This window comes from Belliella marina, assembly GCF_042682445.1.
In the GTDB taxonomy this organism is placed as follows: domain Bacteria; phylum Bacteroidota; class Bacteroidia; order Cytophagales; family Cyclobacteriaceae; genus Belliella; species Belliella marina.
Genome location: NZ_JBHUHR010000038.1, coordinates 62,063 through 87,297, shown reverse-complemented (window position 1 = coordinate 87,297; position 25,235 = coordinate 62,063). Strand labels below are relative to the sequence as shown.

Annotated in this window: 25 protein-coding genes; 13 read left to right on the top strand and 12 right to left on the bottom strand. The window is 39.1% G+C overall.

Features of this window, described 5'->3' with window-relative positions; translation table 11 throughout:
* Nucleotides 1-78: 78 nt before the first annotated feature.
* The 7 genes from gldA to ACFSKL_RS12475 all read left to right on the top strand — a co-directional run bounded on the left by gldA (nucleotide 79) and on the right by ACFSKL_RS12475 (nucleotide 7,594).
* Nucleotides 79-990: a gliding motility-associated ABC transporter ATP-binding subunit GldA gene (gene gldA, locus ACFSKL_RS12505; protein ID WP_376886551.1), complete on the top strand. Its 912-nt coding sequence runs from the start codon at nucleotides 79-81 to the stop codon at nucleotides 988-990.
* Between the two features lie 4 nt (nucleotides 991-994).
* Nucleotides 995-1,717 (top strand): gliding motility-associated ABC transporter permease subunit GldF, encoded by a 723-nt coding sequence (gene gldF / locus ACFSKL_RS12500; RefSeq protein WP_376886550.1) that lies wholly within the window; start codon nucleotides 995-997, stop codon nucleotides 1,715-1,717.
* Complete coding sequence (gene gldG, locus ACFSKL_RS12495; protein ID WP_376886549.1) at nucleotides 1,714-3,387, top strand: gliding motility-associated ABC transporter substrate-binding protein GldG; 1,674 nt, start codon at nucleotides 1,714-1,716, stop codon at nucleotides 3,385-3,387. The genes gldF and gldG overlap by 4 nt, the downstream gene beginning before the upstream one ends.
* Nucleotides 3,388-4,041: 654 nt before the next feature.
* On the top strand, nucleotides 4,042-5,166 hold the full coding sequence (dnaN, locus tag ACFSKL_RS12490) for a DNA polymerase III subunit beta (RefSeq protein ID WP_376886548.1): 1,125 nt from the start codon (nucleotides 4,042-4,044) through the stop codon (nucleotides 5,164-5,166).
* A 510-nt stretch (nucleotides 5,167-5,676) separates the two neighbouring features.
* Nucleotides 5,677-5,907, top strand: coding sequence for a hypothetical protein (locus ACFSKL_RS12485; protein WP_376886547.1), 231 nt, complete (start codon nucleotides 5,677-5,679; stop codon nucleotides 5,905-5,907).
* Between the two features lie 118 nt (nucleotides 5,908-6,025).
* Entirely contained in the window at nucleotides 6,026-7,207 is a 1,182-nt protein-coding gene (locus ACFSKL_RS12480) for a 6-bladed beta-propeller (protein ID WP_376886546.1), read from the top strand.
* A gap of 3 nt (nucleotides 7,208-7,210) precedes the next feature.
* The gene (locus tag ACFSKL_RS12475) at nucleotides 7,211-7,594 is read left to right on the top strand and encodes a DUF1573 domain-containing protein (protein ID WP_376886545.1); all 384 of its coding nucleotides are present in this window, start codon (nucleotides 7,211-7,213) and stop codon (nucleotides 7,592-7,594) included.
* A 495-nt stretch (nucleotides 7,595-8,089) separates the two neighbouring features.
* On the opposite strand, the gene ACFSKL_RS12470 is transcribed toward ACFSKL_RS12475, so the two are convergent.
* The 8 genes from ACFSKL_RS12470 to ACFSKL_RS12435 all read right to left on the bottom strand — a co-directional run bounded on the left by ACFSKL_RS12470 (nucleotide 8,090) and on the right by ACFSKL_RS12435 (nucleotide 18,573).
* On the bottom strand, nucleotides 8,090-9,970 hold the full coding sequence (locus ACFSKL_RS12470; RefSeq protein ID WP_376886544.1) for an alpha-amylase family protein: 1,881 nt from the start codon (nucleotides 9,968-9,970) through the stop codon (nucleotides 8,090-8,092).
* A gap of 108 nt (nucleotides 9,971-10,078) precedes the next feature.
* Nucleotides 10,079-10,831, bottom strand: a complete 753-nt coding sequence (locus ACFSKL_RS12465) for a hypothetical protein (protein ID WP_376886543.1) — start codon at nucleotides 10,829-10,831, stop codon at nucleotides 10,079-10,081.
* A 182-nt stretch (nucleotides 10,832-11,013) separates the two neighbouring features.
* Entirely contained in the window at nucleotides 11,014-11,601 is a 588-nt protein-coding gene (locus tag ACFSKL_RS12460; RefSeq protein WP_376886542.1) for a hypothetical protein, read from the bottom strand.
* A gap of 317 nt (nucleotides 11,602-11,918) precedes the next feature.
* The gene (locus ACFSKL_RS12455) at nucleotides 11,919-13,205 is read right to left on the bottom strand and encodes a M20/M25/M40 family metallo-hydrolase (RefSeq protein ID WP_376886541.1); all 1,287 of its coding nucleotides are present in this window, start codon (nucleotides 13,203-13,205) and stop codon (nucleotides 11,919-11,921) included.
* 143 nt (nucleotides 13,206-13,348) lie between these two features.
* Nucleotides 13,349-13,996 (bottom strand): hypothetical protein, encoded by a 648-nt coding sequence (locus ACFSKL_RS12450; RefSeq protein ID WP_376886540.1) that lies wholly within the window; start codon nucleotides 13,994-13,996, stop codon nucleotides 13,349-13,351.
* Between the two features lie 132 nt (nucleotides 13,997-14,128).
* Nucleotides 14,129-15,436 carry a UDP-N-acetylglucosamine 1-carboxyvinyltransferase gene (murA, locus tag ACFSKL_RS12445; RefSeq protein WP_376886539.1) on the bottom strand — a complete coding sequence of 436 codons (1,308 nt, stop codon included), beginning with the start codon at nucleotides 15,434-15,436 and terminating at the stop codon, nucleotides 14,129-14,131.
* Nucleotides 15,437-16,105: a DUF4290 domain-containing protein gene (locus ACFSKL_RS12440; RefSeq protein WP_376886538.1), complete on the bottom strand. Its 669-nt coding sequence runs from the start codon at nucleotides 16,103-16,105 to the stop codon at nucleotides 15,437-15,439.
* 212 nt (nucleotides 16,106-16,317) lie between these two features.
* Nucleotides 16,318-18,573, bottom strand: a complete 2,256-nt coding sequence (locus ACFSKL_RS12435; RefSeq protein WP_376886889.1) for an ATP-dependent helicase — start codon at nucleotides 18,571-18,573, stop codon at nucleotides 16,318-16,320.
* 283 nt (nucleotides 18,574-18,856) lie between these two features.
* Here ACFSKL_RS12435 and ACFSKL_RS12430 point away from each other — a divergent pair, with 283 nt between their 5' ends.
* Entirely contained in the window at nucleotides 18,857-19,231 is a 375-nt protein-coding gene (locus ACFSKL_RS12430) for a GxxExxY protein (RefSeq protein ID WP_376886537.1), read from the top strand.
* 83 nt (nucleotides 19,232-19,314) lie between these two features.
* On the opposite strand, the gene ACFSKL_RS12425 is transcribed toward ACFSKL_RS12430, so the two are convergent.
* Complete coding sequence (locus ACFSKL_RS12425) at nucleotides 19,315-20,169, bottom strand: lysophospholipid acyltransferase family protein (protein ID WP_376886536.1); 855 nt, start codon at nucleotides 20,167-20,169, stop codon at nucleotides 19,315-19,317.
* A gap of 337 nt (nucleotides 20,170-20,506) precedes the next feature.
* On the opposite strand from ACFSKL_RS12425, the gene ACFSKL_RS12420 reads away from it, so the two are divergent.
* From ACFSKL_RS12420 to trxA, 5 genes are all read left to right on the top strand, one after another.
* The gene (locus tag ACFSKL_RS12420) at nucleotides 20,507-21,100 is read left to right on the top strand and encodes a sigma-70 family RNA polymerase sigma factor (RefSeq protein WP_376886535.1); all 594 of its coding nucleotides are present in this window, start codon (nucleotides 20,507-20,509) and stop codon (nucleotides 21,098-21,100) included.
* A gap of 54 nt (nucleotides 21,101-21,154) precedes the next feature.
* Entirely contained in the window at nucleotides 21,155-21,427 is a 273-nt protein-coding gene (locus ACFSKL_RS12415) for an anti-sigma factor (RefSeq protein WP_376886534.1), read from the top strand.
* Between the two features lie 5 nt (nucleotides 21,428-21,432).
* On the top strand, nucleotides 21,433-22,005 hold the full coding sequence (gene gmk, locus ACFSKL_RS12410; RefSeq protein WP_376886533.1) for a guanylate kinase: 573 nt from the start codon (nucleotides 21,433-21,435) through the stop codon (nucleotides 22,003-22,005).
* A gap of 3 nt (nucleotides 22,006-22,008) precedes the next feature.
* Nucleotides 22,009-22,575 (top strand): nicotinate (nicotinamide) nucleotide adenylyltransferase, encoded by a 567-nt coding sequence (gene nadD, locus ACFSKL_RS12405; protein WP_376886532.1) that lies wholly within the window; start codon nucleotides 22,009-22,011, stop codon nucleotides 22,573-22,575.
* Between the two features lie 118 nt (nucleotides 22,576-22,693).
* A complete protein-coding gene (gene trxA, locus ACFSKL_RS12400) occupies nucleotides 22,694-23,014 on the top strand; it encodes a thioredoxin (protein WP_376886531.1) in 321 nt (106 codons plus the stop codon).
* Between the two features lie 92 nt (nucleotides 23,015-23,106).
* Here the strand turns inward: trxA and ACFSKL_RS12395 are convergent, their stop codons facing one another.
* The 3 genes from ACFSKL_RS12395 to ACFSKL_RS12385 all read right to left on the bottom strand — a co-directional run bounded on the left by ACFSKL_RS12395 (nucleotide 23,107) and on the right by ACFSKL_RS12385 (nucleotide 25,216).
* Nucleotides 23,107-23,667 carry a DUF502 domain-containing protein gene (locus ACFSKL_RS12395; RefSeq protein WP_376886530.1) on the bottom strand — a complete coding sequence of 187 codons (561 nt, stop codon included), beginning with the start codon at nucleotides 23,665-23,667 and terminating at the stop codon, nucleotides 23,107-23,109.
* Nucleotides 23,668-23,910: 243 nt separating this feature from the next.
* A complete protein-coding gene (nqrE, locus tag ACFSKL_RS12390; RefSeq protein WP_241275160.1) occupies nucleotides 23,911-24,522 on the bottom strand; it encodes an NADH:ubiquinone reductase (Na(+)-transporting) subunit E in 612 nt (203 codons plus the stop codon).
* Nucleotides 24,523-24,535: 13 nt separating this feature from the next.
* Nucleotides 24,536-25,216 carry an NADH:ubiquinone reductase (Na(+)-transporting) subunit D gene (locus ACFSKL_RS12385; RefSeq protein ID WP_376886529.1) on the bottom strand — a complete coding sequence of 227 codons (681 nt, stop codon included), beginning with the start codon at nucleotides 25,214-25,216 and terminating at the stop codon, nucleotides 24,536-24,538.
* Between the last annotated feature and the right edge of the window lie 19 nt (nucleotides 25,217-25,235).

Here is a 25,235-nt window from a genome sequence, read left to right as displayed (position 1 = left end):
GCCCGGTGCTACATATTTTTTTTTGCTACTTCCCTACATCTGCGTAACTTCGTCGGATAATTTTCCCATCAATCGACTATGTCACTGATCGTCCAGAATCTAACCAAAATCTACGCAGAACAAAAAGCCTTGGATCAAGTTTCCTTTGAGGCGGAAAAAGGGCAGGTTTTGGGTTTTTTGGGGCCAAATGGAGCAGGGAAATCTACCACCATGAAAATCGCCACGGGATTTCTCCTCCCCGACGAAGGGGATGTACTGATCAATGGCATTTCCGTTTTACAATCCCCAAAAGAGGTTTCCAAGCTGATTGGCTATTTGCCTGAGCATAATCCACTGTATTTGGAGATGTATGTGCGGGAGTTTTTGGGATTTATCGCAGGGCTCTATGGGATAAAAGGCCAGAAGGTCAAAAAACGGATCGATGAATTGATTCCACTTTGTGGTTTGGAGGTGGAAGCACACAAAAAGATCCACCAACTTTCCAAAGGATATCGACAACGGGTGGGTTTGGCAAAGGCATTGATCCATGACCCCGAAGTGATCATTTTGGATGAACCTACCACAGGATTGGATCCTAACCAATTGGTGGAAATCCGTGCGCTGATCAAGAAAATCAGCAAGGAAAAAACCTTGATCCTTAGTACCCATATCATGCAAGAAGTAGAAGCAATCTGTGATAAAGTTGTGATTATCAACAAAGGAAAGATAGTAGCTTCCGATCTAATCTCTGATTTGAAATCAGAAGCAGGGAAAGTGGAACTTGTCTTGGAAACAGAAGAATCCTTAGACTTGGCTTGGTTTGAAGGTGTTGGACAAGTCGAATTTATCCAAAAAAAGCAATCTGCTGTATCCATTCTCGTTGAAGATGGGAGTGTCGGCAGAAAAGCTTTGCTTCAAATTGTACAAGAAAAAGAGTTGAATTTGATCAGTGTTCAGCAGAAGGAAAAGAATTTGGAATCTATTTTTCAACAAATCACCCAAAGCAAATAATTTGATGCGCGCATTGTACTGGAAAGAAATCAACGCCTTTGTCGGAAACCTTTCGGGGTTCCTGATTTTGGCTGTTTTCCTGATTTCCATTGGATTGATGGTCTGGGTTTTTCCGGACTCTTCGGTGTTGGTTTATGGTTTTGCTGATTTGGAACCTTTATTCGTTTATACTCCCTATGTTTTTACTTTTCTGATTCCGGCGATCACCATGAAGATGATTGCAGAAGAGCGTAAATCAGGTACTTGGGAGATTTTGAGGACCTCGCCACTTGGAGATTTGGCTATTGTCTTAGCTAAATTCCTTGCTGCTTTTACACTGGTTTTCGTTGCTGTTTTACCCACTTTGGTTTATTACTACAGCATCGTACAGCTTGGTGATCCTGTTGGGAATATTGATCATGCAGGATTCTTTGGTTCGTGGATAGGACTTATGTTGATAGGGGCTGTTTTTGTTTCGATAGGGATTTTTGCCAGTGCTTTGACCAGCCATCAGATCATTGCATTTATTTGGGGTGTATTTATGATTTTCTTGCTTTACTTCGGATTGACTGCATTGGTTCAGCTGCAGGTGATGTCTTCCTTTGCACTTTTATTGGAGGAGTTGAGTTTGAGCTACCATTATGAAAGTATGAGTAGGGGAGTGATAGAAGCGCAAAACATAGCGTATTTTCTCTCCATTACAATATTGATGTTGGGTTTGACTGTTATTTTGATTAGGAGAAAATGAAAAATAAAAGCAACAAACATATCCTCAAAATACTCGGCCTCATCCTTCTAACCATCGTTGTGATCAACGTGCTTTTCAGCTTGATCAATTTCAGGATAGATCTGACAGAAGAGAAAAGATACTCCCTTCATCCCGCCTCCATTGAGGTTTTGGAAAATCTTGAAGAACCTCTTGAAGTGGAGATCTTACTCTCGGGAAATCTGCCTGGAGGCATGAGAAGACTTCAAAGATCCGCAGAGCAAATGGTCAGGACCTTCAATGCATTCAGTTCCCAAAAAATAAGTTTTTCATATCTGGATCCATTGACACTTCCTGCTTCAGAACAAGAAGATTTTGTAGTGGGATTGACTGAATATGGTATACAGCCGACCAATTTGTTTGTCACGGAAGATGGCGGGCAAAAGACCAAAATGATTTTTCCGGGAGTGCTTGTCAAAGATTCGGAATATGAAACTGGAGCTTTGATCCTAAAAGGTGAAAAAGGGATGTCTCCCGATGAGATTTTGAATAATTCTGTCGAGAACCTTGAATATGAATTGATCAATGCGATTCGCAAGCTTATCAGCAAGCAACAGTTTGCAGTAGGTATGATGATGGGAAATGGTGAACTGGAAGGCGATGATGGGTTTGGAATCGTGGAAGCTTTGGTGGAGGATTTTGAAGTGTTCAAAATTCCCTTTGAACAAGCCAATAAAGTCGAAGATTTGGATCCTTTTGATGTTTTGATCATTTCTGGTCCAAAAGAAACTTATGGCGAAAAGGAAATCTATCTCCTTGACCAATATTTGATGAAAGGGGGGGATTTGATTGTTTTGCCAAATGCATTGGCTTATGAAATGGATGAAGCTGGTGGAGAAGGAACAGTTGCGATGCCATTCGAAAACGGATTGGATCAGTTGCTTTTCAGATATGGGATTAGGGTCAACAAGGACTTTGTCCAAGACATGAATTTTGGCTACCATCCAGTGATGGCTGGGAATTTTGGAAACCAGCAACAATTGGTGCCTTTGCCTTGGCCGTTTTATATTGCTGCGGGAAGAATGGCCAAGCATCCGGTAACCAAAGGACTCGATCAGGTGATGTTTAGGTTTACTTCAAGTTTGGACACGGTAAAGGCTGATGGGGTAAGAAAGATCCCATTGATTTTTGGTTCTGAATTTAGCAGAAAGCTTCCTGCACCTGTAAGGATAGCTTTTCAGGATATGGATAGTGAACCGGATTTGGATTTGTTTGGCTTGAGAAATTTACCTCTCCTGTATTTATTGGAGGGGGAGTTTACTTCGGTTTTCAAAAATAGATTTCTTCCTGACGGTATGTCCAAATCATCGTTTTTGGAAACAGGAAATGAAGGTAGAGTCTTGGTCTCCGGAACTGGAAGATTGTTTGAGAGTGCGATTGACCCAAGATCAGGAGAGCCAATGCCGCTGGGGATTGATCCTTTTTCCGAAGTTCATTATGCCAATCGCCTGTTGCTCCAAAACATGATCAATTATCTGGTCGAACCGGAAGGTATTATAGCCACAAAGACGAAACAATATCAAATCCGACCTCTGAATAAAGTCAAAGTCAACCAAGAGAGAACGAAATGGCAGGTGGTTAATGTGGTTTTGCCTGTGCTTTTGATGGGATTACTTTCGTTGATTTGGATAGTGGCTCGAAGGAGGCGGTGATTGTAAGGCCTTGCCTCTCGCAAAGAAGCGCTGAGGAGCAAAGGGGGATATTTGAAATGTTTGTCTTGATTGTCTGATTATAAAATTGAAATATTGAAAAATTTTAAATTGCGCGAGAATGGTAGATTCGTAGATTTTAAAGTTGGAGGAATATAAAATATAATTCGGGGAATAAAGATTCAATTTGGAATTGAAGTTTTAATTTTCGTACCTACTATTCAACCCCATTCGGGGTTGTCTTTTTCCATCCTAATTGATCCAATACCCTAGGTTTCACCTAGGGCTCGACCATGGCGGACAAGTTATTGAAAAGTTAGACGGCTTCACCGTCGTTAGATATATCGGTTTTTATACGATCCACCGACCACGAAGTGGTCAAACCTCTCAATAACCTCGGGTGAAACCCGAGGAAAACAATGACAAAGACCCCACCAACTTCCGACCCTTTCAGGGGTATTGACCACTCCTCCGTCCTCCTTTTGAGTTCTTCTTCCTTCTAAGACTCTCCTGTCTTTGTCTCACGTCTCATATCTAGCATCTCATATCTAAAAAAACACTTTTTTTCAATGAAAATCCAAGTCATTGGCTGTGTTTATGATTTTATTTATAAATTTACCCTGTTATAATATTTCGACATAAAATAAGCTATTCGATATGAAATTTATTGTTTCTTCTTCTGCGCTTTTAAAGCAGCTTTCAGCTATCAACGGGGTAGTGACTACCAATCCTGTAGTACCTATTTTGGAGAATTTTCTTTTTGAAATCAAGGAAGGGAAATTAACCGTAACGGCTTCTGATTTGCAAACTTCCATGATGACTGAGATCGAAGTGGAGGCCAAAGAAGATGGAAACATTGCTGTGCCAGCGAAGATTTTGATAGAGACACTGAAAAACCTTCCAGAACAACCGGTTACATTTAGTATTGACCACGATACTTACAGCATCGAGATCAGTTCTGATAATGGTAGATACAAATTGGCGGGAGAGAATGCCACTGATTTCCCAAAAATCGCAACAGTTAGCAATGCTACAACCGTGGATATGTCCACAGAGGTTTTGAGCAGCGCTATCAGCAATACGATTTTTGCAACAAGTAATGATGAACTGAGACCGGCTATGACTGGTGTTTATATTAATTTGAGTAGTACCAATACCACTTTTGTAGCGACTGATGGCCACAGATTGATCAGATACAGAAGGGTTGATATCGCTTCTCCTGATGCAGCAAGCATTATTATTCCAAGGAAGGCACTTAACCTACTCAAGTCTACTCTTCCTTCTGAGAATGTTCCTGTGACAGTTGAATTCAACAGTTCCAATGCATACTTTAATTTCGGGAGTATCAAGATGATTTGTAGATTGATTGACGAGCGTTTCCCTGATTATGAAAATGTAATCCCTGTCGACAATCCAAACCACATGACTATCGATAGGATAGAATTCTTGAGTTCCTTGAGAAGGATCGCCATCTATGCCAACAAAACAACCCATCAGGTAAGATTGAAATTGGCGGGTAGTGAGTTGCAGATCTCTGCCGAAGATTTGGATTTTTCCAATGAAGCGAATGAAAGACTTTCATGTGACCACGACGGAGAAGATATTGAGATAGGATTCAATGCCAAGTTTTTGGTAGAGATGCTCAACAATATCACTTCAAAACAAGTGACACTGCAATTCTCAGCACCAAACAGGGCAGGCTTGATCGTTCCTTCCGACAAGTCGGAGAATGAGGACATCCTGATGTTGGTGATGCCTGTGATGTTGAATAATTATGTGTAAAAAATGATGCTGATGGATATTTTGCTTTCGCAGAATTGATATTTGTAGATATTTTGAAACCACAAGTTGGTTTATAGCAAAAGCTCCAATTAGAAAGTTGGAGCTTTTTTAATATAAGAAACCGAAAAGATAAAGAGGAATTTTGTTTCCCATTCCATAGATCATTTCATCTGCGGCAATGTAGGAATTTGGCTAAAGCCACATCCCAATTCAAAGTCTCCCTTCCTGAATTGCCTTCTTTTTTAGCTGGAGGAATATGAAGAAATGATTCTGTCGATGCTTTAGCCAAATAAATATTCAATTAGTTTTTTTGATGTTGATTAAAATAGTCGAGAAATCTCTCTTTGCCTTTAATTCTATGAAAAGTATAATCGATGTGATTTTAGTAATGTTTTCAACAATTCTTGATGAATTTTTCTGTTTTTTCAAACTAAATGCTTGTTTCTTTCTTTCTTTCTTTCTTTCTTTCTTTAGGTAAAATATTTAATTCACATATAAATCATTTCTCTTATGAAAACAAAAGTCAAAATTACAATTTTATCTTTAATGTGTGTAGGCTTTTTATTTGTTTCACAAATTAAGCACAGTATTGCCGATGGCGGATTTCTTAAGATGCATATTTGCCAAGTAACTAATGAAGAAGGTCAGCTGATTATGGTAGGAAATACGTGTGTTTCTTGCGGATCACAATGTGAATCTAATCCATGTGATAAGGGAGGAGGAGATGCTTCTATTGAATGAGATAATTAAGAAGTAACTATTGAGAAAGTGAGGTTTTTGACTCACTTTCTCAGTTGTTTGAGTAGGGTGTTTAGGGTGACACCAAAAATAATATTGTTAAATTATTGACAAAATAAAAATGAAATCAAACTACTTGCTTATACTATCTGTATTTTTTTGTTTTGTAATTTGCTCTTGTGGTTCTAACAAGAATTCAGACTTTGGTGATTTAAAAAATTCAGAAGAAATAATTGCACTTTCTTTAAATGGTAATTGGGGGAAAAATGAGGAAAAGTTTACGTCTTTGTTTATTGATTATGAAGTTATACCATTAAAAGTTCCTGATTCTTTATTTATTGTTTCAATTGATAAAATTCATTTATCGGATGACAGAATATATGTTTTGGATAAAAAATTCTCTAACCTTTTTTGTTTTAATATATTAGGAGAGTTTATAGGTCAGGTAGGAAGTATTGGCTCAGGTCCAGGTGAATTTCTTGGCATAGAGGATTTCAATATATTTGAAGATAATATCATATTGATGTCATCAGGAGATATGTCTTTTTTTGTTTATGATAAATTTAATTTTGATTTTAGAAAACAATATAGCTTAGGGTTATTCGGATATTCTTTTGTGCCTCTTTCGTTAGATAAAACAATGATATATATAAATCATAATCCCAGTAGTTTTGGAGGTAACTATAATCTATTTATAAGTGACAAAGATTTAAAAAATCCTAAAGGATTTTTTCCTTTTGATCCAAAGAAATCATATGCAGTAATTGATTTCTCGGGTTTTTTGACATTTCAGAATGAAAAAATATTATTTGCAAAGCCTTTTGATGATTTGATATATGAGTTTAATTCTATTGAAGAAGACTTTAACCCTATTTTTAAATTAGAAACTATCAGCGAATTTGTTCTTGAAAATAAAGAAGATTTTTCTAAAGTAGTTCGCCCTGATATTTTAACTAACGCTGAGCATAAAACAAGCTTTATGGGTTCTACATTTTTTATGAATGAAGATTTCTTAGTTTTTGATTACCATTATAAATCCCGTATTTTCTATGGAATTTATAGCTTAAACAAAAATTTATTTAAAAGTTTTTCAAAATCTTCAAAAGACCCATTATTTAAATTGTTAAGTAAGCCTATTTATCTTGAAGAGGATAGGATATGCTTTACATTCTCCTCAGAAGCATATGTTGACTTTATAAAAAAATATCCGCAGGATCTTTTGCTTTCAAATGAAAGTTTTAATGAGATAAATAATTCTCCAAATGATTATTATTTAGTTTTTTCCCAAATTAATTTTAGATAGAAAATGAATTCACTTAGATGTTTAGTACTATTGATTAACTGTTTGATTTTGTTTGGCTGTGAAGAAAAAAGTGTCTCCTCCGAAATTTGGACTCCCTCGAAAATATTACAGATTGGTGAGTTTTCTATTGCTGATGGAGCGTCGGATAGTATTTTATTAGTGAATAAAGGAAATAGCAAGGTTAGGATAAAAAATTATCAATCTGATTGCGCTTGCACTATTCCAAAATTAAGTAAAGACTGGCTTAATCCAAGTGATTCTGTTTTTTTGAAATTTGATCTACACCCCTCTTTACCGGGAGTTGTTCAACAAAAAATTATAGTGGAAACAAATTCTAGTTCCAATCCAAAATTCATTTTTTTAATTAGAGGAAAGGCAATTTTGTAAGTATTTATCGGATTCATAGAAATGGTTTATAGAAAAAGCTCCAACTGGAAAGTTGGAGCTTTTTTTTGGCAAACGAAAAATTGTATCTTTTAAGATACAATTTTTGTTATTTTTTGTACTCTAAAAATACATTTAGCCGAAGGTGTTTTTTGAAGATTTTGGTCTAGCTTCCTGACAAAATAGGATTAACAACAGTCTCCATGACTTTGTCAGATAAATTGTTTCTTCCTTAAATTCCATGAAAAAGGAGTAGAAGTAGTTTAGGAATTTTGATTTTGGCATTGTAAAGGAACTGAAAGTAGCGGAAAATCAGATGTTTTGGTTAAAGCCGGTTAAAAGTAAGCTATAATCAATAGAGCTGGGCTAAAGCCACATCCCTATTGAAAATGATCCATATCAAAATGATTTTCTCCTCTTTCTCTTGAGTTCAATTGACTCTTTATTTAGTTGGAGGAGAATATTGATCTTTAATCACTTAGTATCAATTCAGACTATCTATTTTAACTGCAAAATCCAGCTCTCCAAAGGTTTTAAATCCACTCTGACTTTGGCTTGATTAGCGGATACAATAAGGTTTGTTTGAGCATTTTGGTAGAGCTTTTCTTCCAAATCGTATTCTCCATCTTTCAGTTCCCAAGCTTCTATCATGCTGGGTGGAAGTTGCAATTCAAAACCAAAAGCTTTATCCGAGTCAAAATTGGTAACAATGATCAATTTCTGGTTCTGTGACCATCTTACATAAGAAAAAACTCGATCATTATACCATTCTGTATTTCCTCTGTTGAAAGCATGGATTTCTGCATAGTTTCCTGCCAATGCAGGGCTTTTGACCGTGAAGTTGAGTAGTCTTTTATAGAAATCCCTTAGCTCTTTTTCGGATTGGCTTAATTGGCCACCATCGAATGTCCCCTTATTCATCCAGCGCTGATGGTGGGGGACACCGATGTAGTCGAATATGGACGTCCTACTCGGGCTTCCAAAGCCTGCATTTTCAGCAGCTGGCTCACCTACTTCCTGGCCGAAGTAGATCATCATAGGGGCTTGGTCGATTGTAGCGGAAAGTACGGCTGCGGGCTTGGCTATTTCAGCCTTTCCAACAAATTCGGGACTTGCGATACGCTGCTCATCGTGGTTTTCCAAGAAATGAAGCATGTGTTGGCTGATGTCTGATAAACCTTGCTGGATTGGGATCAGGTTATCTGTTGAGCCTCTGCCTTGCATGATGTTTTTGAGTGTATCATAGAGCTCTACTTTGTCGTAGAGGTAGTCCATCTTACCTAGATGGATATAGTTTCTGTATTCTCTTGGGTTGTAGATCTCAGCGAGAAGAAATGCTTTGGGGTTTTCCATTTTGATGGCTGAGTTCATAAAACTCCAAAATTCAACTGGCACCATTTCAGCCATGTCAAAGCGAAAGCCATCTACACCTTTCTTGGTCCAAAACAATGCAATGTCTCTAAATTTCTTCCAAGAATCAGGTACATCTTTGTTTTTCCAGAAATCAAAATGGGCTTTGTAATCCTCTTCTCTGAAATGTGGTGGCAACTCTTCAAAATCTTTCCTGCCATCGGGTTTTATTCCGTAATTTATCTTGACCGTTTCGTACCAATCGTAGAAATCAGGGCGTGCTTCTCGGGATCCATTTCCAGTCCATTTGGCAGGATTTTCTTCGAATATACCATTAGAAAGTGGATGTTTTTCTCCTCCCAAGGGACGATATTCATTCAATGCAATTGGTACTTCAAATGATTTGCCAGGGATGTAGTAAAAATTGTTGTTTCTATTGTATTCCACATTGGTGTCGTCATCTGCACCGAAGTCCCTAACGCCTTTGGGATTGTTTTTTCCTTCATACCTCCTCGCTACATGGTTGGGTACGATGTCGATGATGACTTTCAAGTCATTTTGATGTGTTCTTTGAATCAATGATTCAAATTCCGCCATTCTATTTGCAGGATCATCCGCTAGATCGGGATTGACATTGTAGTAGTCTTTGACAGCATAAGGAGAGCCCGCACGGCCCTTGACTACATCTGGGTCATCATCGGATATCCCATATGCTGTATAATCCCTAATTACAGCATGATGTGGTATTCCAGTGTACCATATGTGTGTTACCCCTAAATCTTTGATTTCCTGAAGTGCTTTATCTGTGAAATCAGAGAACTTGCCAACACCATTTTCTTCAAGTGTACCCCAAGCCTTGTTCGTGGTATTAGTGTTTCCAAAAAGTCGTGTAAAAACTTGATAAACTACTACTTTGTGTGTCTGCTCCATTTGTAAAGTTGATTCCTTTTTTTCGTTTGGTTTATCACAGCTGATCATCCCGAAAAGTAAAAAGGATACCGTAATAATTTGATAGAGGGATTTTTTCATAAGCTCAAATATAAAAAATGTTAGTATGCCTTGTGGTAATTATTCTCCAAATCTCTGCGGTAATTTGTCATTCGTCAGATAATATTGATGTTGGGGGAGGCAGTCTATTCAGTCTCCTCCGGCATAAATGTTCTTACCGTCTTTTTGGAGCACAAATCCTTTCCAAGCGAATAATAAATAGCTCCCATCACTCCAGTTGCCTTCGCTTGTCTTTTTCAAGATGATTCCGTTTTTGGAATTTGGCAGAAAAATCTCTGCATTTTCAGCGTTTTCGTCAAAGTGAAGATATACCTGATTTCCATTTTTCATAGCTCCAACTTCCATTTGGTTGAGTTTAAACCCAAGTTCTTTGGGGGTGATGCAGGTGTTTGTCATATTTGACTTTACGGCATCCTTATCAAAAAAGCAATTTGATTCCAACTCTTCACAATCAGTCAGGAGAAATACCAGCCCATTATCGAAATCCAATTTTGATGGATCTTTGAATGTTGCTTCCTTTTCATTTACGATAACTTCTCCAAAACCTTCGGTAAGTTTTCCTTCGCTTATTTGGAAAGCAACCTGTCTTTTGCTCTCCATACCTTCTGAAGTGAATTCATAATCTCCTGTCAACAATCCATTCTCGATTTTTCCTGAGAATTTCCCAAAGTTTTGATCTTTTTCCAATATGGCATAAACCAACTCACCTTGAATGATGTCTCCAGTTTGGTTGATTTTCAATCCAGCTACAGAACCGTTGGATTCATAGAAATAACAACCCGTTTTAATTTTGGTTTCGGGGATTTCTGTGGTTGATTCTTCGCTCTTTTTACATGAAAAAAGAAAAGCGGTAAGCAAAAATATCAAAGTGGTATGTCTCATAAGCTTGTAATAGTTAAATCAAAAACATGTCAGGTATTATAAATCTAATCAAAAAGTCCTTTTGTATAATAAAATAGCTGAAAACTTTAGGGTGGTTTTCAGCTATTCTTATCTGGATTTATTTCATTAAACTCATGCAACAGTGAATTGTTGCATGAGTGGGGGGATTTCTTCTGACAAAATCAATTTCTTCCAAAGAAATAATTCACGCCTAGACTTACTTGACCTAAACTAGCTTGAAAATGCCTTTCTCTTAACTGGGAATCCGACCAATTTGAGCGGAAATATAATTGGCTTACTCCAATATCAAATCCCCAGTTTTTATTAGGCATAAAAGTAAACATTGGCTGTATAGAGAGTCTTAATGTTGTGTCATTTTCGGGATCATCTTCTCCTTTTGTCCTACCTACCAAACCTTCACCTTGCAAACTAAAATAGAACTTCTCAGAAATTGGCAAGAATTTTCTGACGAAAACTCCTCCACCGTAACTATTTGTGTTCCGATATCCTATTGAATTAGTTGTTGGGTTAAAAAAAGGGGTTTTAATGTTGGTAAAATTTATAGCTGGACCTATTGCAAATGATTCATTAAGGAAGAACCCAAGATGAGAATTTCCAGAAAAATAATTATTGTAACTGGGTAGATTTGGTTCCGAATTGTACTTACTTGAAGAGAAAGATATATTACCACCTATCATTTTTGTTCCTTTAGAGAATTGCCCAAAAGATACCAACGGCACGAAAGCCAAGAAAATTAGTAGTTTTTTCATTGTCTGTATTTTAGAATTTTTTTGAAATATAGAAAATAAATTTTATTTTCAAACGAATTGTTTTTTAATAAAAAATCTAGTTTGCTTTTTTCATGAATTGGAATAGTATATTAAAAGCTTTTTTTTTAAAAAAAAATCAACATGTTAAGTTAAGACACTGGTTTCAAGTTGTTCATGTTTCTTGTTCTTAGACGAGCGGGTTGTTATATTCAATATCATTGACGTATTGATAACTTATCGACTGATAACCAATAACAGTAGTCCAGACAATCATATTTTTAGGAGATGATTTCAAAAAAAACACAACTTGTTTTAAACTACTTCAATAACCGATTAACAAACAAAGTACTTCTTTTGATCAAATCAGGATATTCTTCCATATTGATGGTTTCTGCTGGCGAATGTGCCCCGGTTCCCGAAGCCCCAATTCCGTCAATGCAATCCAAATAATCAGCAACATAAGAAATGTCTCCTGCTCCCCTTGAGCCAGGATCTCCTGCTTTTACTTCACCGAATCCCATGTCTATGCTTACTTTGTTAAGAATGTCTACCAGTGCCATATTTCCATCAGTAGGAGGCATTGAGGGGATACCATCTTCAAATTCAATTTCAGCCGTAGTACCATTCAGGTTTTGAGAAACAATGTTTTTCATTTTTTCTCGCGCAGTTTCTTTTTGTTGCTCTCCCAAAAACCTCAAATCACCTGTCACAAATGCTTCTCTAGATACAATGTTGGTTTTGCCCAAGGCTTCTCCCTTTCCGCTGATTGGGTCATAAACCACATCAGATCCCCCGACAATTTGTCCGGGATTGAAAGTAAGGTATTGCTCATCTGCAAGTTCTATCCTGAATTCATTGAGGATTCTGGCAGCCTCATAGATTGCCCCATAGCCGACATTTTCCTTGAAAACACCTGAGGAGTGAACTTGCTTGCCAGTTGTTTTCAAAGTCCATCCCGAAGCACCTCTTCTTGCTACGGTAGCTATATTGAAACCTTGCGCAGTTTCATAAGCCAATGCAATATCATGCTGCTTGGCTCTTTCTATAAAATCCAATCTGCTTACCCAGCTTGGTTTGCCGGAATTTTCCTCATCTCCTGTGAAATAGACGGTAATGGTACGGTCTTCCAATAACCCCAATTCATGCAATGCTTTCAATGTCGCAAATATCATCGCATTACCACCTTTCATATCATTCACCCCTTGGCCTTTGGCAGTGTTTTTATCCAATATGGTGAATGGATAGAAAGGCATGTCTTTCTCAAAAACAGTATCCAAATGACCGATGAAGAAGAGCTTTTTGCCCTTGCTTCCTTTTTTGGTGGCAACAAAATGCCCTGCCCTCTGAAGTGAATCCGGTAAAGTGATCCATTCTGTCTGGAATCCAATTTTGGCAAATTCCCTCTCATATATTTTGGCAACTTCCCTGACCCCTTCAAGGTTGAATGTGCCAGAATTGATATTGACGGTTTCTTCCAACAGCTTGACAGTCTCGTTGTAATTTTTGTCAATTGCATCAACAAGTTTTTGCTCTACTTTGCTGAGATGTTGGGCCGAAATTTGAAAAGAAATCGAAAGTACAAGGAAAGTAATTAGCTTCTTCATAATTAAATTGATTGGTATATAAGCATTCTTGCCAGTAGCCTTAATAAATGTCCCAGACAGGTAATCTATCCAACCTGTTGACAGTTGGACGGCCTGATTATGGCTTATTTATTCCTCTAGTGACAATGTTGTGGATAATCAGATTACTTGATTTCAATGTTTGTAAACCAGATAAGTTTCATCCCTTCAGCATTGTAATGCTCAGTTGCAAAAGTGACTCCGTTGAATTTTTGCTCAGCTTCCCAGGTGAAGGTCCTGCCTTCTGCTCCATTTCCTTTTCTGAAAACCCACTCTTTGATCATATATGATTCATCCAAGTACAAATCATAGGCATCTCCTGGGGTATAGCCATCTTCATTGTTGTACACAATACTCAGTTTAGTAGTGTTCTCTCTCGAGATTGGGGCAGGCACATCATGCGTCTCCTCATAGGTATAACCAGAATCCCACATCAGTTGGAATGGATACATCAACCAATACTTGTCATTGATAAAACCAGCATCAGCCTTCGGCAATTCTTCTTGGGGAAGATCAAGGCTGTATGTGTAACTCGTATCGGCATCTGCGAAATAGACTGTTCGATCTTGGATATTCCACCTCCAATCCCTGGTCCGAACTACATCTCCAGCTTGAACATTCCAGGTGTAGGCTATGGAATTTACTTTTTGAAAATTGTCAAATCCATAAGCTTGGGCAACTTTTTGAGGCGTGTTAAGCTCTTCTTTTGGTGTGGAGCAAGCGATAATACCTACGTAGAAGAGAGCGGGAATCAATAGTGTTTGTAGTTTCATACTGAGGAAGATATGTGAAATGAAACTACAATTTAATCGATTCTACAGTTAAAAAAAGAACCACCAACAAATAAATGCTGGTGGTTTCTTTAATTTACTAATATCTTGATATCAAGTTATATCATTTTCATCTTAATCAATCCTCACAATATCTGCTCCCAAGGCATTCAATCGCTGATCAATGTATTGGTATCCACGATCGATTTGTTCAATATTGTCTATGATAGAAGTGCCTTCTGCAGATAGTGCAGCAATCAATAACGCCACGCCAGCTCTGATGTCTGGGGAAGTCATTCTAATGCCCCTCAATGGATATTTTCTGTCCAAACCTATTACCGTAGCTCTATGCGGATCGCAAAGAATGATCTGTGCACCCATATCAATCAGTTTATCCACAAAGAAAAGACGGCTTTCGAACATTTTTTGGTGAACCAAGACAGTCCCTTTGGCTTGTGTCGCAGTCACCAATATTATACTCAACAAATCGGGTGTAAAACCTGGCCAGATAGCATCTGCAACTGTCAGGATGGATCCATCTATAAATGTGTCGATTTCATAATGTTTCTGTGCGGGGATGTGAATGTCATCTCCTCTGAATTCCAAATTGATCCCCATTCTTCTGAAAGTGTCGGGAATGATCCCAAGCCTGTGGATTTGGGCATCTTTGATGGTGATTTCAGATTGCGTCATAGCGGCAAGGCCGATAAATGATCCAATCTCAATCATGTCGGGAAGCAATGTATGTTCAGTCCCTTTCAGCGATTTGACTCCCTCTATATTCAATAGATTCGAACCGATACCTGTGATTTTCGCCCCCATTCTGTTGAGCATTTCACAAAGTTGTTGGAGGTATGGCTCGCATGCGGCATTGTAAATGGTGGTTTTTCCTTCTGCCAAGACAGCTGCCATGACGATGTTCGCTGTTCCTGTTACAGAAGCTTCATCTAGAAGCATGTATGCGCCTTTGAGGTTTTTGCCATCAATATGATAGATTTCCCTTTTGTTGTCATATCGGAACTCAGCCCCAAGTTTCTGGAAACCGGTAAAATGGGTGTCCATCCTTCTTCTGCCAATCTTATCCCCTCCCGGCTTTGATAGCCTGCCTGTACCAAACCTTGCCAAAAGTGGCCCCAAGATCATCACTGATCCCCTGAGAGAGGAAGCCTTCTTCAGAAAATCCTCAGTATCCAAATATTTCAGGTCAATCTTGTCTGCCTGGAAGGTATAGGATTCAGGACCGATTTTTTCTACTTTCACTCCCATGTCTGCAAGCAATTCAATCAGTTTATTGACGTCGCGGATGTTTGGGATTTTATTGATGGTGATTTTTTCCGGGGAAAGTAATACTGCGCAAAGAATTTGAAGCGCTTCGTTTTTTGCTCCTTGGGGTGTGATTTCACCTTTAAGTTTTAATCCACCTTTTACTCTGAATGAGGACATTTATCTACGTTTTTTGGAGTGAGCGCCGTTGTTGTTTCTTCTTCTATTGTTGCCGCTGAAGTTTCTGCGGTTGCTTCCGGAGTTTTCAGCTTCGATAGGGATTTTGAAATCTCTTCTTGTGTTGGTTTCGAAAAGACCCATTTCCTTTACTTTTTCCAAATCGATATGAAGCTTGTTTTTGGAGAGGGTTTTGATATCATCCAATATGATCTGGTCATCAAAATTATCCCTGTTCCACGTAGAGTGAAAACTTCTCATCAATTGGCCGATGTAGATGATCGCAGCTTCCTGCTCCTCATCATCTTCGATTTCAACAGCTTTTTCGATCAGTTTTTCAATGTTTCTTCCATAATGCTTGAATTTCACTTCACCTATTGGATAGCCAATCGGAAGGGGTTTTTTGCCAAGCAATTCCTTCTCTGGCATAGGATAGGGACCGTCCACTTCCAAAGTGAAATCCGACATGATATACAAGTCGTCCCAAAGTTTTTGGTCACTTTCCAACTTAAGCGTTGGGTTGAGCTGTTTGATGATTTCCACAAGTGTGTAGGCGCTTTGTGTGCGTCTTTCACGATCCTCGATACCAGCTACATGCATGACTAGTCTTTGGATATTTTTTCCGTATTCTTTCAAAATGAGATTATGTTTATTTTCTTCTAAATTATTCATGATCAGTGCCATTCATAATACCGTGATGAAGTTACAAAAAATCTCACAATATCTGGCCTGACTTATTTTTATGCTTTTAGCAATTTAATCCGCAATACAAACCTCTGTTATTCATCTGTTTGCTCTTTAGGATCCCGTATTTGATTTCAAAGCTGTAAACCCAGAAACAACGATTCTCACAGAATTAATGACAATTTTTGATAAAAAACCAACTATTCCATTATTCGAAGCTTCGCAAAGCTAAGTAATAAAGTCTTTTCTCCAAAATTATCGAATTGTATGGTCGCTTTTTTATTGATTCCCTCGACTTCTATCTTCAAAACCTTGCCAAAACCGAATTTCGGATGCTCTACTTTCATGCCTTCGCCAAGATTGTTGGTGTTGGATGGTTTGAAATCAGGGCTGGGTGTATGGACTTTTGCAGTTGTCTGTGGGCGCATGGATGGGTTTTTCTTAATGCCTATAAACCCATTTCTACCTTCACTACCTTCATTTCTTAATGCTCCCGCAGGTGATGCTGTCATCCGTTTGTTGACACGAATGCAAGCTGGATCGACTTCTTCCAGAAACCTGCTTGGCTCGCAGTTGAGCAATCGGCCATATCGGTAGCGGGTGAGTGCGTAGCTTAAGTATAGTTTTTCCATGGCACGGGTAGATGCAACATAGAACAATCGACGCTCTTCCTCCAGATCCTCCCTGCTTTGCATCATCATTTGGGAAGGAAAAAGATCTTCTTCCATTCCCACTACAAATACCTGCCTAAACTCAAGCCCTTTGGATGCATGAATACTCATCAAAGTCACGGAATCAGAGGTGTCTTTATCTCTGTCGTTATCTGTAAGGAGTGCGATTTCCTGTAGGAATGCCCCCAAGGATTTGTCTTCGTTTTCAGGGTTGTCCACATACTCCTTGATTGCATTGAGCAATTCTTGGACGTTTTCATAACGGTTAAGCCCTTCGATTGTTTTATCTTCATAGAGATCCCTAAGCAATCCAGATTGCTTGGAGATGGATGTAGCGGCTTCAAAAGCATCCTTACGCTCCACTTCTATACTGAAACTTTTGATCATGGTCGTGAAATCTTCCACAGCATTGGATGCTCTTCCTGACAGGAAGCTGTTGGCATTGAGCATCACTTCCCACAGTGGGATGTCATGTTCATAGGCTGCCACAAGCATTTTCTCAACTGTGGTATCCCCAATCCCCCTTTTTGGGTAATTGATGATCCTTTTGAAAGCTTCTTCGTCGTCCCTATTGACCACAAAGCGCATGTACGCCATCAAGTCTTTGATCTCTTTTCGTTGGTAAAATGACAGTCCCCCCACGATTTTGTAGGTGATGTTCATTTTTCGCAAGGCTTCCTCCATGGATCTGGACTGGGAATTGGTCCGGTAGAGGATGGCAAAATCACTATTGCTTAGTTTCTTGTTGTTTTTCTCTTCAAAAATAGTTGTGGCCACTATTCGTCCCTCTTCATTGTCGGAACTTGCCTTGATGAGCTCGATCATGTCGCCTTCACCGTTTTGTGTCCAGACATTCTTTTTGAGCTGTGCTTTGTTTTTGGCGATGATACTGTTGGCAGCCTGCACGATGTTTTTGGTAGATCGGTAATTCTGTTCCAGCTTGACTACGAAAAGTTCTGGATAGTCCTTTTCAAAATTTAGAATATTCTGGATATCGGCGCCACGGAAGGCGTAGATACTCTGGGCATCATCACCGACTACACAGATGTTTTGGTGAACGGCTGCAAGTTTTTTGGTGATGAGGTATTGTGAAAGGTTTGTGTCCTGAAACTCATCTACCATCACATACTTGAAGCGGTGTTGGTATTTGTTCAGCACATCCAAATGATCTCTGAATAGTACGTTGGTGTTGAATAGCAAATCATCAAAATCCATGGCTGATGATTTGAAAAGGCGTTTTTGGTAAGTTTTGTATATTTCACCCATGCGCGGCTTCATGGCGGCATCATCATCCGCCCTGATGTTTGGGTCGGTGAGATAAGTTTCCCAAGAGATCAGCCTGTTTTTGGCTCCCGAGATTCTGGAAAGGACTGTGTTTGCTTTGTAAACCTTGTCGTCCAGCTTCATCTCCCGTACTATGGAACGGATCAGTGACTTGCTATCGTCAGAATCATAAATGGTAAAATTGGAAGGATAGCCCAGTTTCTCGGCTTCTACACGAAGGATTTTGGCAAAGGTAGAGTGAAAAGTCCCCATCCAGGTATTTCTTGCTTCCAAACCAATCAGTCTTTCTATCCTGTTTTTCATCTCGGCAGCGGCCTTATTGGTAAAGGTCAGGGAAAGAATATTGAAAGGGTCTACACCTTTGGCATGAATAAGGTGGGCGATGCGGTAAGTGAGGACTCGGGTTTTGCCCGATCCTGCACCTGCGATGATCATCACAGGACCATCAGTGTGTTCTACAGCTTCTTTTTGTGGAGGGTTGAGTCCTTTGAGGTAATCCATTGTTAATCTATCCATTCTACAAGCTTCAAAGTTAATGGATTTTTTGGCTTTAATGGAACGCAGGTGTCACGGATTATGCAGATAGTCACGGATGGGATAGACCACGATGACACGGATTGAACGGATAGTCACAGTTGAAAATTGTAATCAGTGAAAATCAGCTCATCAGCGTCATCAGTGTTCGGTATCTCTCAGGAAATGGGATTGCTTATGTCTGTTGAAATAAATGTTTTTTAACTGTTAATCTATACTTTTTCTAGGCCTAGAATCATTAAATTGAAATATGGAATTTTTGCATCAAGGTCTTACGGAGCAGGTCATCCAAGCTTATTTTAAGGTCTATAACACTCTTGGCTTCGGGTTTCTTGAAAAGGTATATGAAAATGCCTTGTTAATTGAGCTTAGGTCTAAGGGGCTGTTTGTAGAAAGGCAAAAAAGAATTAAGGTCTATTATGAAGAAAATGAAGTTGGTGATTATTTTGCAGATTTGATTGTCAATGAAATAGTTATTGTTGAAATAAAAGCGGCTGAAAGCTTGTGCAAAGAACATGAATATCAATTGATAAACTACTTGAAAGCAACGGATCTTGAGATTGGGCTTTTATTGAATTTTGGGAAAAAGCCTGAATTCAAGAGGAAAATATTTTCAAATAGATAGGGGATGGACCACGGATGACACGGATTGAGCGGATAGTCACAGATGAAAATTGTAATCAGTGAAAATCAGCTGCATCAGCGTCATCAGTGTTCTATAGGTCGACTGACTTTCCAGCGGTTGTGGCTCCAAAGGTATAGGCTCGGACTGTGGCGGATGGTCTGCTCGGTACGTCGGATAAACTCGTCGGTAATGCTGTGTTCGGCAGCTTGGTCATAGGGAGGCATGTCCATGAGGCTATAGGTAAAGATGTAATGCCCTCGTTTTGGCTTGCGGACATCAGAATAAATCACTGTGTGCCCAAATCGCTTGGCAAGTTTTTCGGCTCCCTCAAAGAAAACGGTCTCACGGTTCATAAATGGCGCCCAATAGCGAATTTCGGTGTTTGTAGGCCTTTGGTCGGCAGCGAGGACAATCAGTCTGGGTTTGTCCCTGTTTCTCAAATACTCTCTTTGAAACGCAGCCCTTTCGACCAGCATTCCTCCAAATCTTCCCCTTATGTTTTTCATCAGTTTCTCAAAAAATGGGCTATTTACTTTAAGATAAACCACCTCACATTGTGTGCTGACATTTGCCATCATTTGAAGCAAGTGCATCTCCCAATTGAAAAAATGACCTGTCATTCCTACGACAACTTCACCTTTTTTGATCAAATCGAGTGGGATATGGGCATTTTCTATCTGGACTCTCCTTGCCAATTCCTCTTTGGAAATACTGTACATTTTGATGATTTCGGCAAAAGAATCGGTCAGGTTTCTGAAAAATTCTTTCTCGATTTTGAGTCTTTCTTTTCCTGTCTTCTCAGGAAATGCTTGCTCAAGGTTTTCCCGTATTACTTTTTTTCTATATCCAATCACATAGTACCCAATCAAATACAAAATATCCGAAAAAAGGTATAGGATACTTAAAGGAAGGAAGGATATAAGTTTGATGGGGAACATTTCGTTTTTTGATATTGATGGATATAAGGTATTTGGTTGATATGAAAGACCTTTGATTGACAAATATCTAAATATCCTAAGTGATTACCTGTATTCTGGCCAATAAGTTTGAAAAATTGTTTGGGGGAATTTATAGAGTGGCAAATAGCCATAAGATAAGGTCTGCATCGCATATTCCAGCATCCAATATCAATCTTAATATCAAAAAGTAAATCAACAAAATGATATAGATATCGTATCAATCATCAAACGTGATTCTACGCAAAAAAGTGGTTTGCCAACCACTTTCTTTAAAAAAATTAGCTATAATTTGGCTCATTGATTACTTTTGAACCTTATGTCTGAAGTACAGAGAAAAAAATATTCCGATCAGGAGAAAAACCGGATTTTCGATGGGGAGTTTATGCCGCACATAGATTCCATGTACAATTTTGGGTACAGATTGACCTTCGATGAGGATGACGCCAAGGATTTGGTACAGGATACTTATCTGAAGGCTTATCGCTTTATCAATTCCTTTGAGCAGGGGACCAATGCTAAGGCTTGGTTGTTCAGGATATTGAAGAACAGTTTTATCAACGATTATAGAAAGAAAAGTAAGCAGCCTGCAAAAGTTGATTATCAGGAAGTTGAAACTTATTACAACTCAGATGATGTTGACTATGGTATCACCTCAGATTTGAGGGTGGATTCGGTGAAAGATATGCTCGGTGACGAGATTTCCAATGCACTCAATAGCCTTGCCGTAGATTTCCGTACGGTGATAATCCTATGTGACTTGGAAGGGTTTACCTATGAAGAGATGGCGAAGATTTTGGATATTCCGATCGGCACAGTTAGGTCTAGGCTGCATAGAGCCAGGAACTTATTGAAAGAGAAGTTGCGTTCTTATGCCCAAAACATGGGTTACAAGACTGATGAAGAGGAATAATATCAAGTAACATAGAAGAATAAGAAACAAAGATTACCCTAGATTGAGATTAAAATGGAGAATAATTTAGAAGGAACAGGAGAAAGGAAACTACAGTGTTCTGATGTGAGCAAATGCTTTCAGTTGCTGGAAAGTATTCTGGATGGGAATGAGAATCCTGATTCGCAAGAAGTACTGAAGTCAAAGCTCGCCAAGTGCCAACCGTGCTTTGAACACTATCACTTGGAACAGGCCATCAAGGAGGTTCTCAAGACCAAGTGCACGAAGCATGAAGTGCCCTCCCAGCTCGTGGAAAATATCCGTCAAAAAATCGAAGAGATAAAATAAGGGATATGACATCAGGTAAAGCGATTATTTTTTCGGCACCATCAGGTTCAGGCAAGACGACGATTGTCAGGCATTTGATCGGAAAATTTCCCAATTTAGGTTTTTCTATTTCTGCATGTACAAGAGACAAGCGTGGAAGGGAAGAAGAAAACGGCAAAGATTACTACTTTTTGAGCCCAGACGAGTTCAAGTCCAAAATAGATCAAGATTCATTTATAGAGTGGGAAGAAGTGTATGCAGGGAATTTCTACGGTACACTCAAAGAGGAAATCCAGCGTATTTGGGATTCCGGTCAGCATGTAATATTTGATGTAGACGTCAAAGGTGGCCTGAATCTAAAGAAATATTTTGGAGACAAGGCTTTGGCAATTTTCGTAAAGGTACCTTCTTTGGATGTACTTACCGAAAGGCTAAAAGACAGGGGCACCGAATCGGAGGAGAGCCTATCCCGTAGGCTATTCAAGGCAAAGTTCGAAATGGGCTTTGAAAACAAATTTGACGTGACCATTGTCAACGATGATATGCAAAAATCCTTTGCTGAAGCGGAATCACTGGTAGGACAATTCTTAGCAAAATAAATTTTGAAAATCGGTTTATTTTTCGGATCTTTTAATCCTATTCACCTTGGCCATTTGATCATAGCCAATGTGATGCAGGATCAGACTGATCTGGACGAAGTGTGGTTTGTGGTCAGTCCCCAGAATCCTTTCAAGACACAGAAATCTCTTTTACACGAATTTGATCGGCTTAAGATGGTAGAGCTCGCCATTGCCGATCATTTTCATTTTAAGGCTACGGATGTGGAGTTTCACATGCCTAGGCCTAGTTTTACCATCGATACACTGATCTATCTGTCTGAAAGTTACCCCCAACATGATTTCAAGCTTGTGATAGGAGGTGATAACCTGAACCATTTCCATAAGTGGAAAAATCATGGACTTATCCTTGAGCGATATGGACTTTATGTATACCCACGCCCAGGTCTCAATCCCAACTACAAGCATCCCAATGTCAAGTTTGTGGCGGCTCCATTGATGGATATTTCAGCTACATTTATCCGTCAGGCGATCCAATCGGGTCATTCTGTCCGTTACCTACTTCCCGAGAAGGTCGAGGAGTACATTGCCGATAAGAAACTGTTTCTGTAGTCAGTCAGGTTGAAAATAGGACTGTGGTCAATTATTTTGATACAAAAGGAACTAATTAATATCTAAAATACTTTTGTAGTATATTTGAAAATTAAGGATTAACATAACTTATATAAAAATGGCAAAAGCAATTGAAATTACCGATTCAAATTTTGAAGAAATCATGAAGTCAGATCAGCCTATCCTTGTGGATTTTTGGGCTGAGTGGTGCGGACCTTGTAAGATGATCGGCCCTGTTGTCGAGGAGTTGGCGGGAGATTATGACGGTAAGGCAGTAGTTGGTAAAGTCGATGTAGATGCCAACCCGGCAGTAGCAGCTCAGTTTGGTATCAGAAGTATCCCAACCCTTTTGTTTTTCAAAGGTGGCCAGGTTGTAGATAAGCAAGTGGGGGCAGCTCCAAAGTCTATATTGGCACAGAAACTTGATGCACAGTTATAAGGAATACCCTTTCAATTACATCGAAAAAGCCGCTGAGACAATAGTCTTGGCGGCTTTTTTTGTTTCTGACTAACCTTGATATGATTTAGAATCTACACCCTCTCCAAATTCGAAACCCCACCCGATACGATAAACTTCATCACATCCGAACTTTTGACATTGTTGAGAATCCGTACATTTTCCCTTGGGACAAGGTAGAGGTTGCCGGAGAAGTTATAGCTGTGCGGAAAATATATCGCAACCAATCCTTCTTCTTCCAGAATACTCAAGTCATCCTGGGTGATAAATCCCAATCTGGACATGCCTTCGGAAAGTTTGACGATGACCGGGATATTGAATTTTTTCTTGTCTCCGACAAATGCCGACATCAGATCTTTGATACTGGTGTAGACGATATTGATCAAGGGGATCTTAAACACCCATTTTTCAAACAAGTCAAACAAAGGCTTGGTAATAAACAAACTTGCCAAATATCCCACAAATGTGATAAAACCAAGCATAATAAGAATACCTAATCCAGGGACAGGAATTGGGATGATGCCATCAAGGAAGTTGATAGTCAGGACAATGACATAAACCGTCAATGCAAAGGGAACTACAAAAAGCAATCCCCTGAAAAAGTACGTGATAAATCTCTTATATGTAAATGCCATCTTGAATTAGTTTTCAGTGCATAAAACTACAAAAAAGCCCCAGATTTCTCTGAGGCTTTCTTTAAAATGTTAAAGGGATATTAATTGTAATGATTGTTTACTTCCTTCACATAAGGCCGTTGGAATCAATCTTTACCTTTTGTTGACCGTCATCTGTTGACACTCGTACGCCGTGGCGTAGTTGACGATTATCCGCTAGATTTAAGTTGTTGATTTAATCAATTAATATCAATGCGGATGATCTTATAAGTCAATTCCCATAAATGACATAAATGCAATTCCCATCAATCCGGTAAGGAGCATGGTGATACCAAGACCTTTTAGACCGTTGGGCACATTTGAGTATTTGAGTTTTTCCCTGATGGCTGCCAAGGCGATGATTGCCAAGAAGAAACCTGTACCAGACCCGAAGCCATATACCGCTGATTCAGCCAAAGTATAATCTCTCTGAGCCATAAAAAGGGATCCCCCAAGAATCGCACAGTTCACAGCGATCAATGGAAGGAAGATACCCAAAGCACCATACAGCGCTGGGGCAAACTTCTCTACTACCATCTCCACCAACTGGACCATGGCTGCTATGATAGCGATGAACATGATAAACCTCAAGAACGAAAGGTCAATGGTAGCGAATGTTTCACCAGCCCAAGACAATGCACCTTCTTTCAATACAAATTCATTCAAAAGCCAGTTGACAGGAACTGTTACTGTCAAAACGAAGATTACAGCTGCGCCAAGGCCCAATGCAGTACTTACCTTTTTGGATACCGCCAGGAATGAACACATTCCAAGGAAGTAGGCAAATACCATGTTGTCAATAAATATTGATCGTATAGCTAAATTAAATAATTCCATGTCTCTTTATTTATTAATGTTCAACATATCCGGTTTTGGTACGCTGTACCCAAATGATCAATCCAAGTATGATAAATGCACCCACAGGAGACACCATCAAACCATTGGTAGCCAAGCTAAAGTTTTCACCAAACAAACCAGAGATAGGATCATAAATGGCTACTCCAAATACGGATCCCGAACCCAACAGCTCTCTAAAGAAAGCTACGGCCAAGATGATCCAAGAATAACCCAATGCGCTACCGAACCCATCAAGGATTGCATCATAAGGTTTGTTGCCCAAAGCAAATGCCTCCAAACGACCCATTACGATACAGTTGGTAATGATCAAGCCAACAAATACGGAAAGCTCTTTGTACATATCATATGCGAATGCTTTCAAGACTTCATTTACCAAAGTCACCAAGGTGGCAACTACTGCAAGTTGAACGATAATCCTTACCCTGGATGGAATTGTGTTTCTCAATAAAGAGATTGTCAAGTTTGCCATGACAATTACAAAGATTACCGAGATGGCCATTACCAAAGTAGGCTGCATCTGTGTAGTCACTGCCAATGCAGAGCATATCCCCAGTACCTGTATGGTGATTGGGTTGTCATCTACAAGAGGGTCAGATATTAATTTTTTTCTTCTTTTGGACAGAAGTGCCTCGGAGGACTTTTTTACTTCTGCTTGTGCTGTTTCTGTACTCATTATATAAAGATTGAAACGT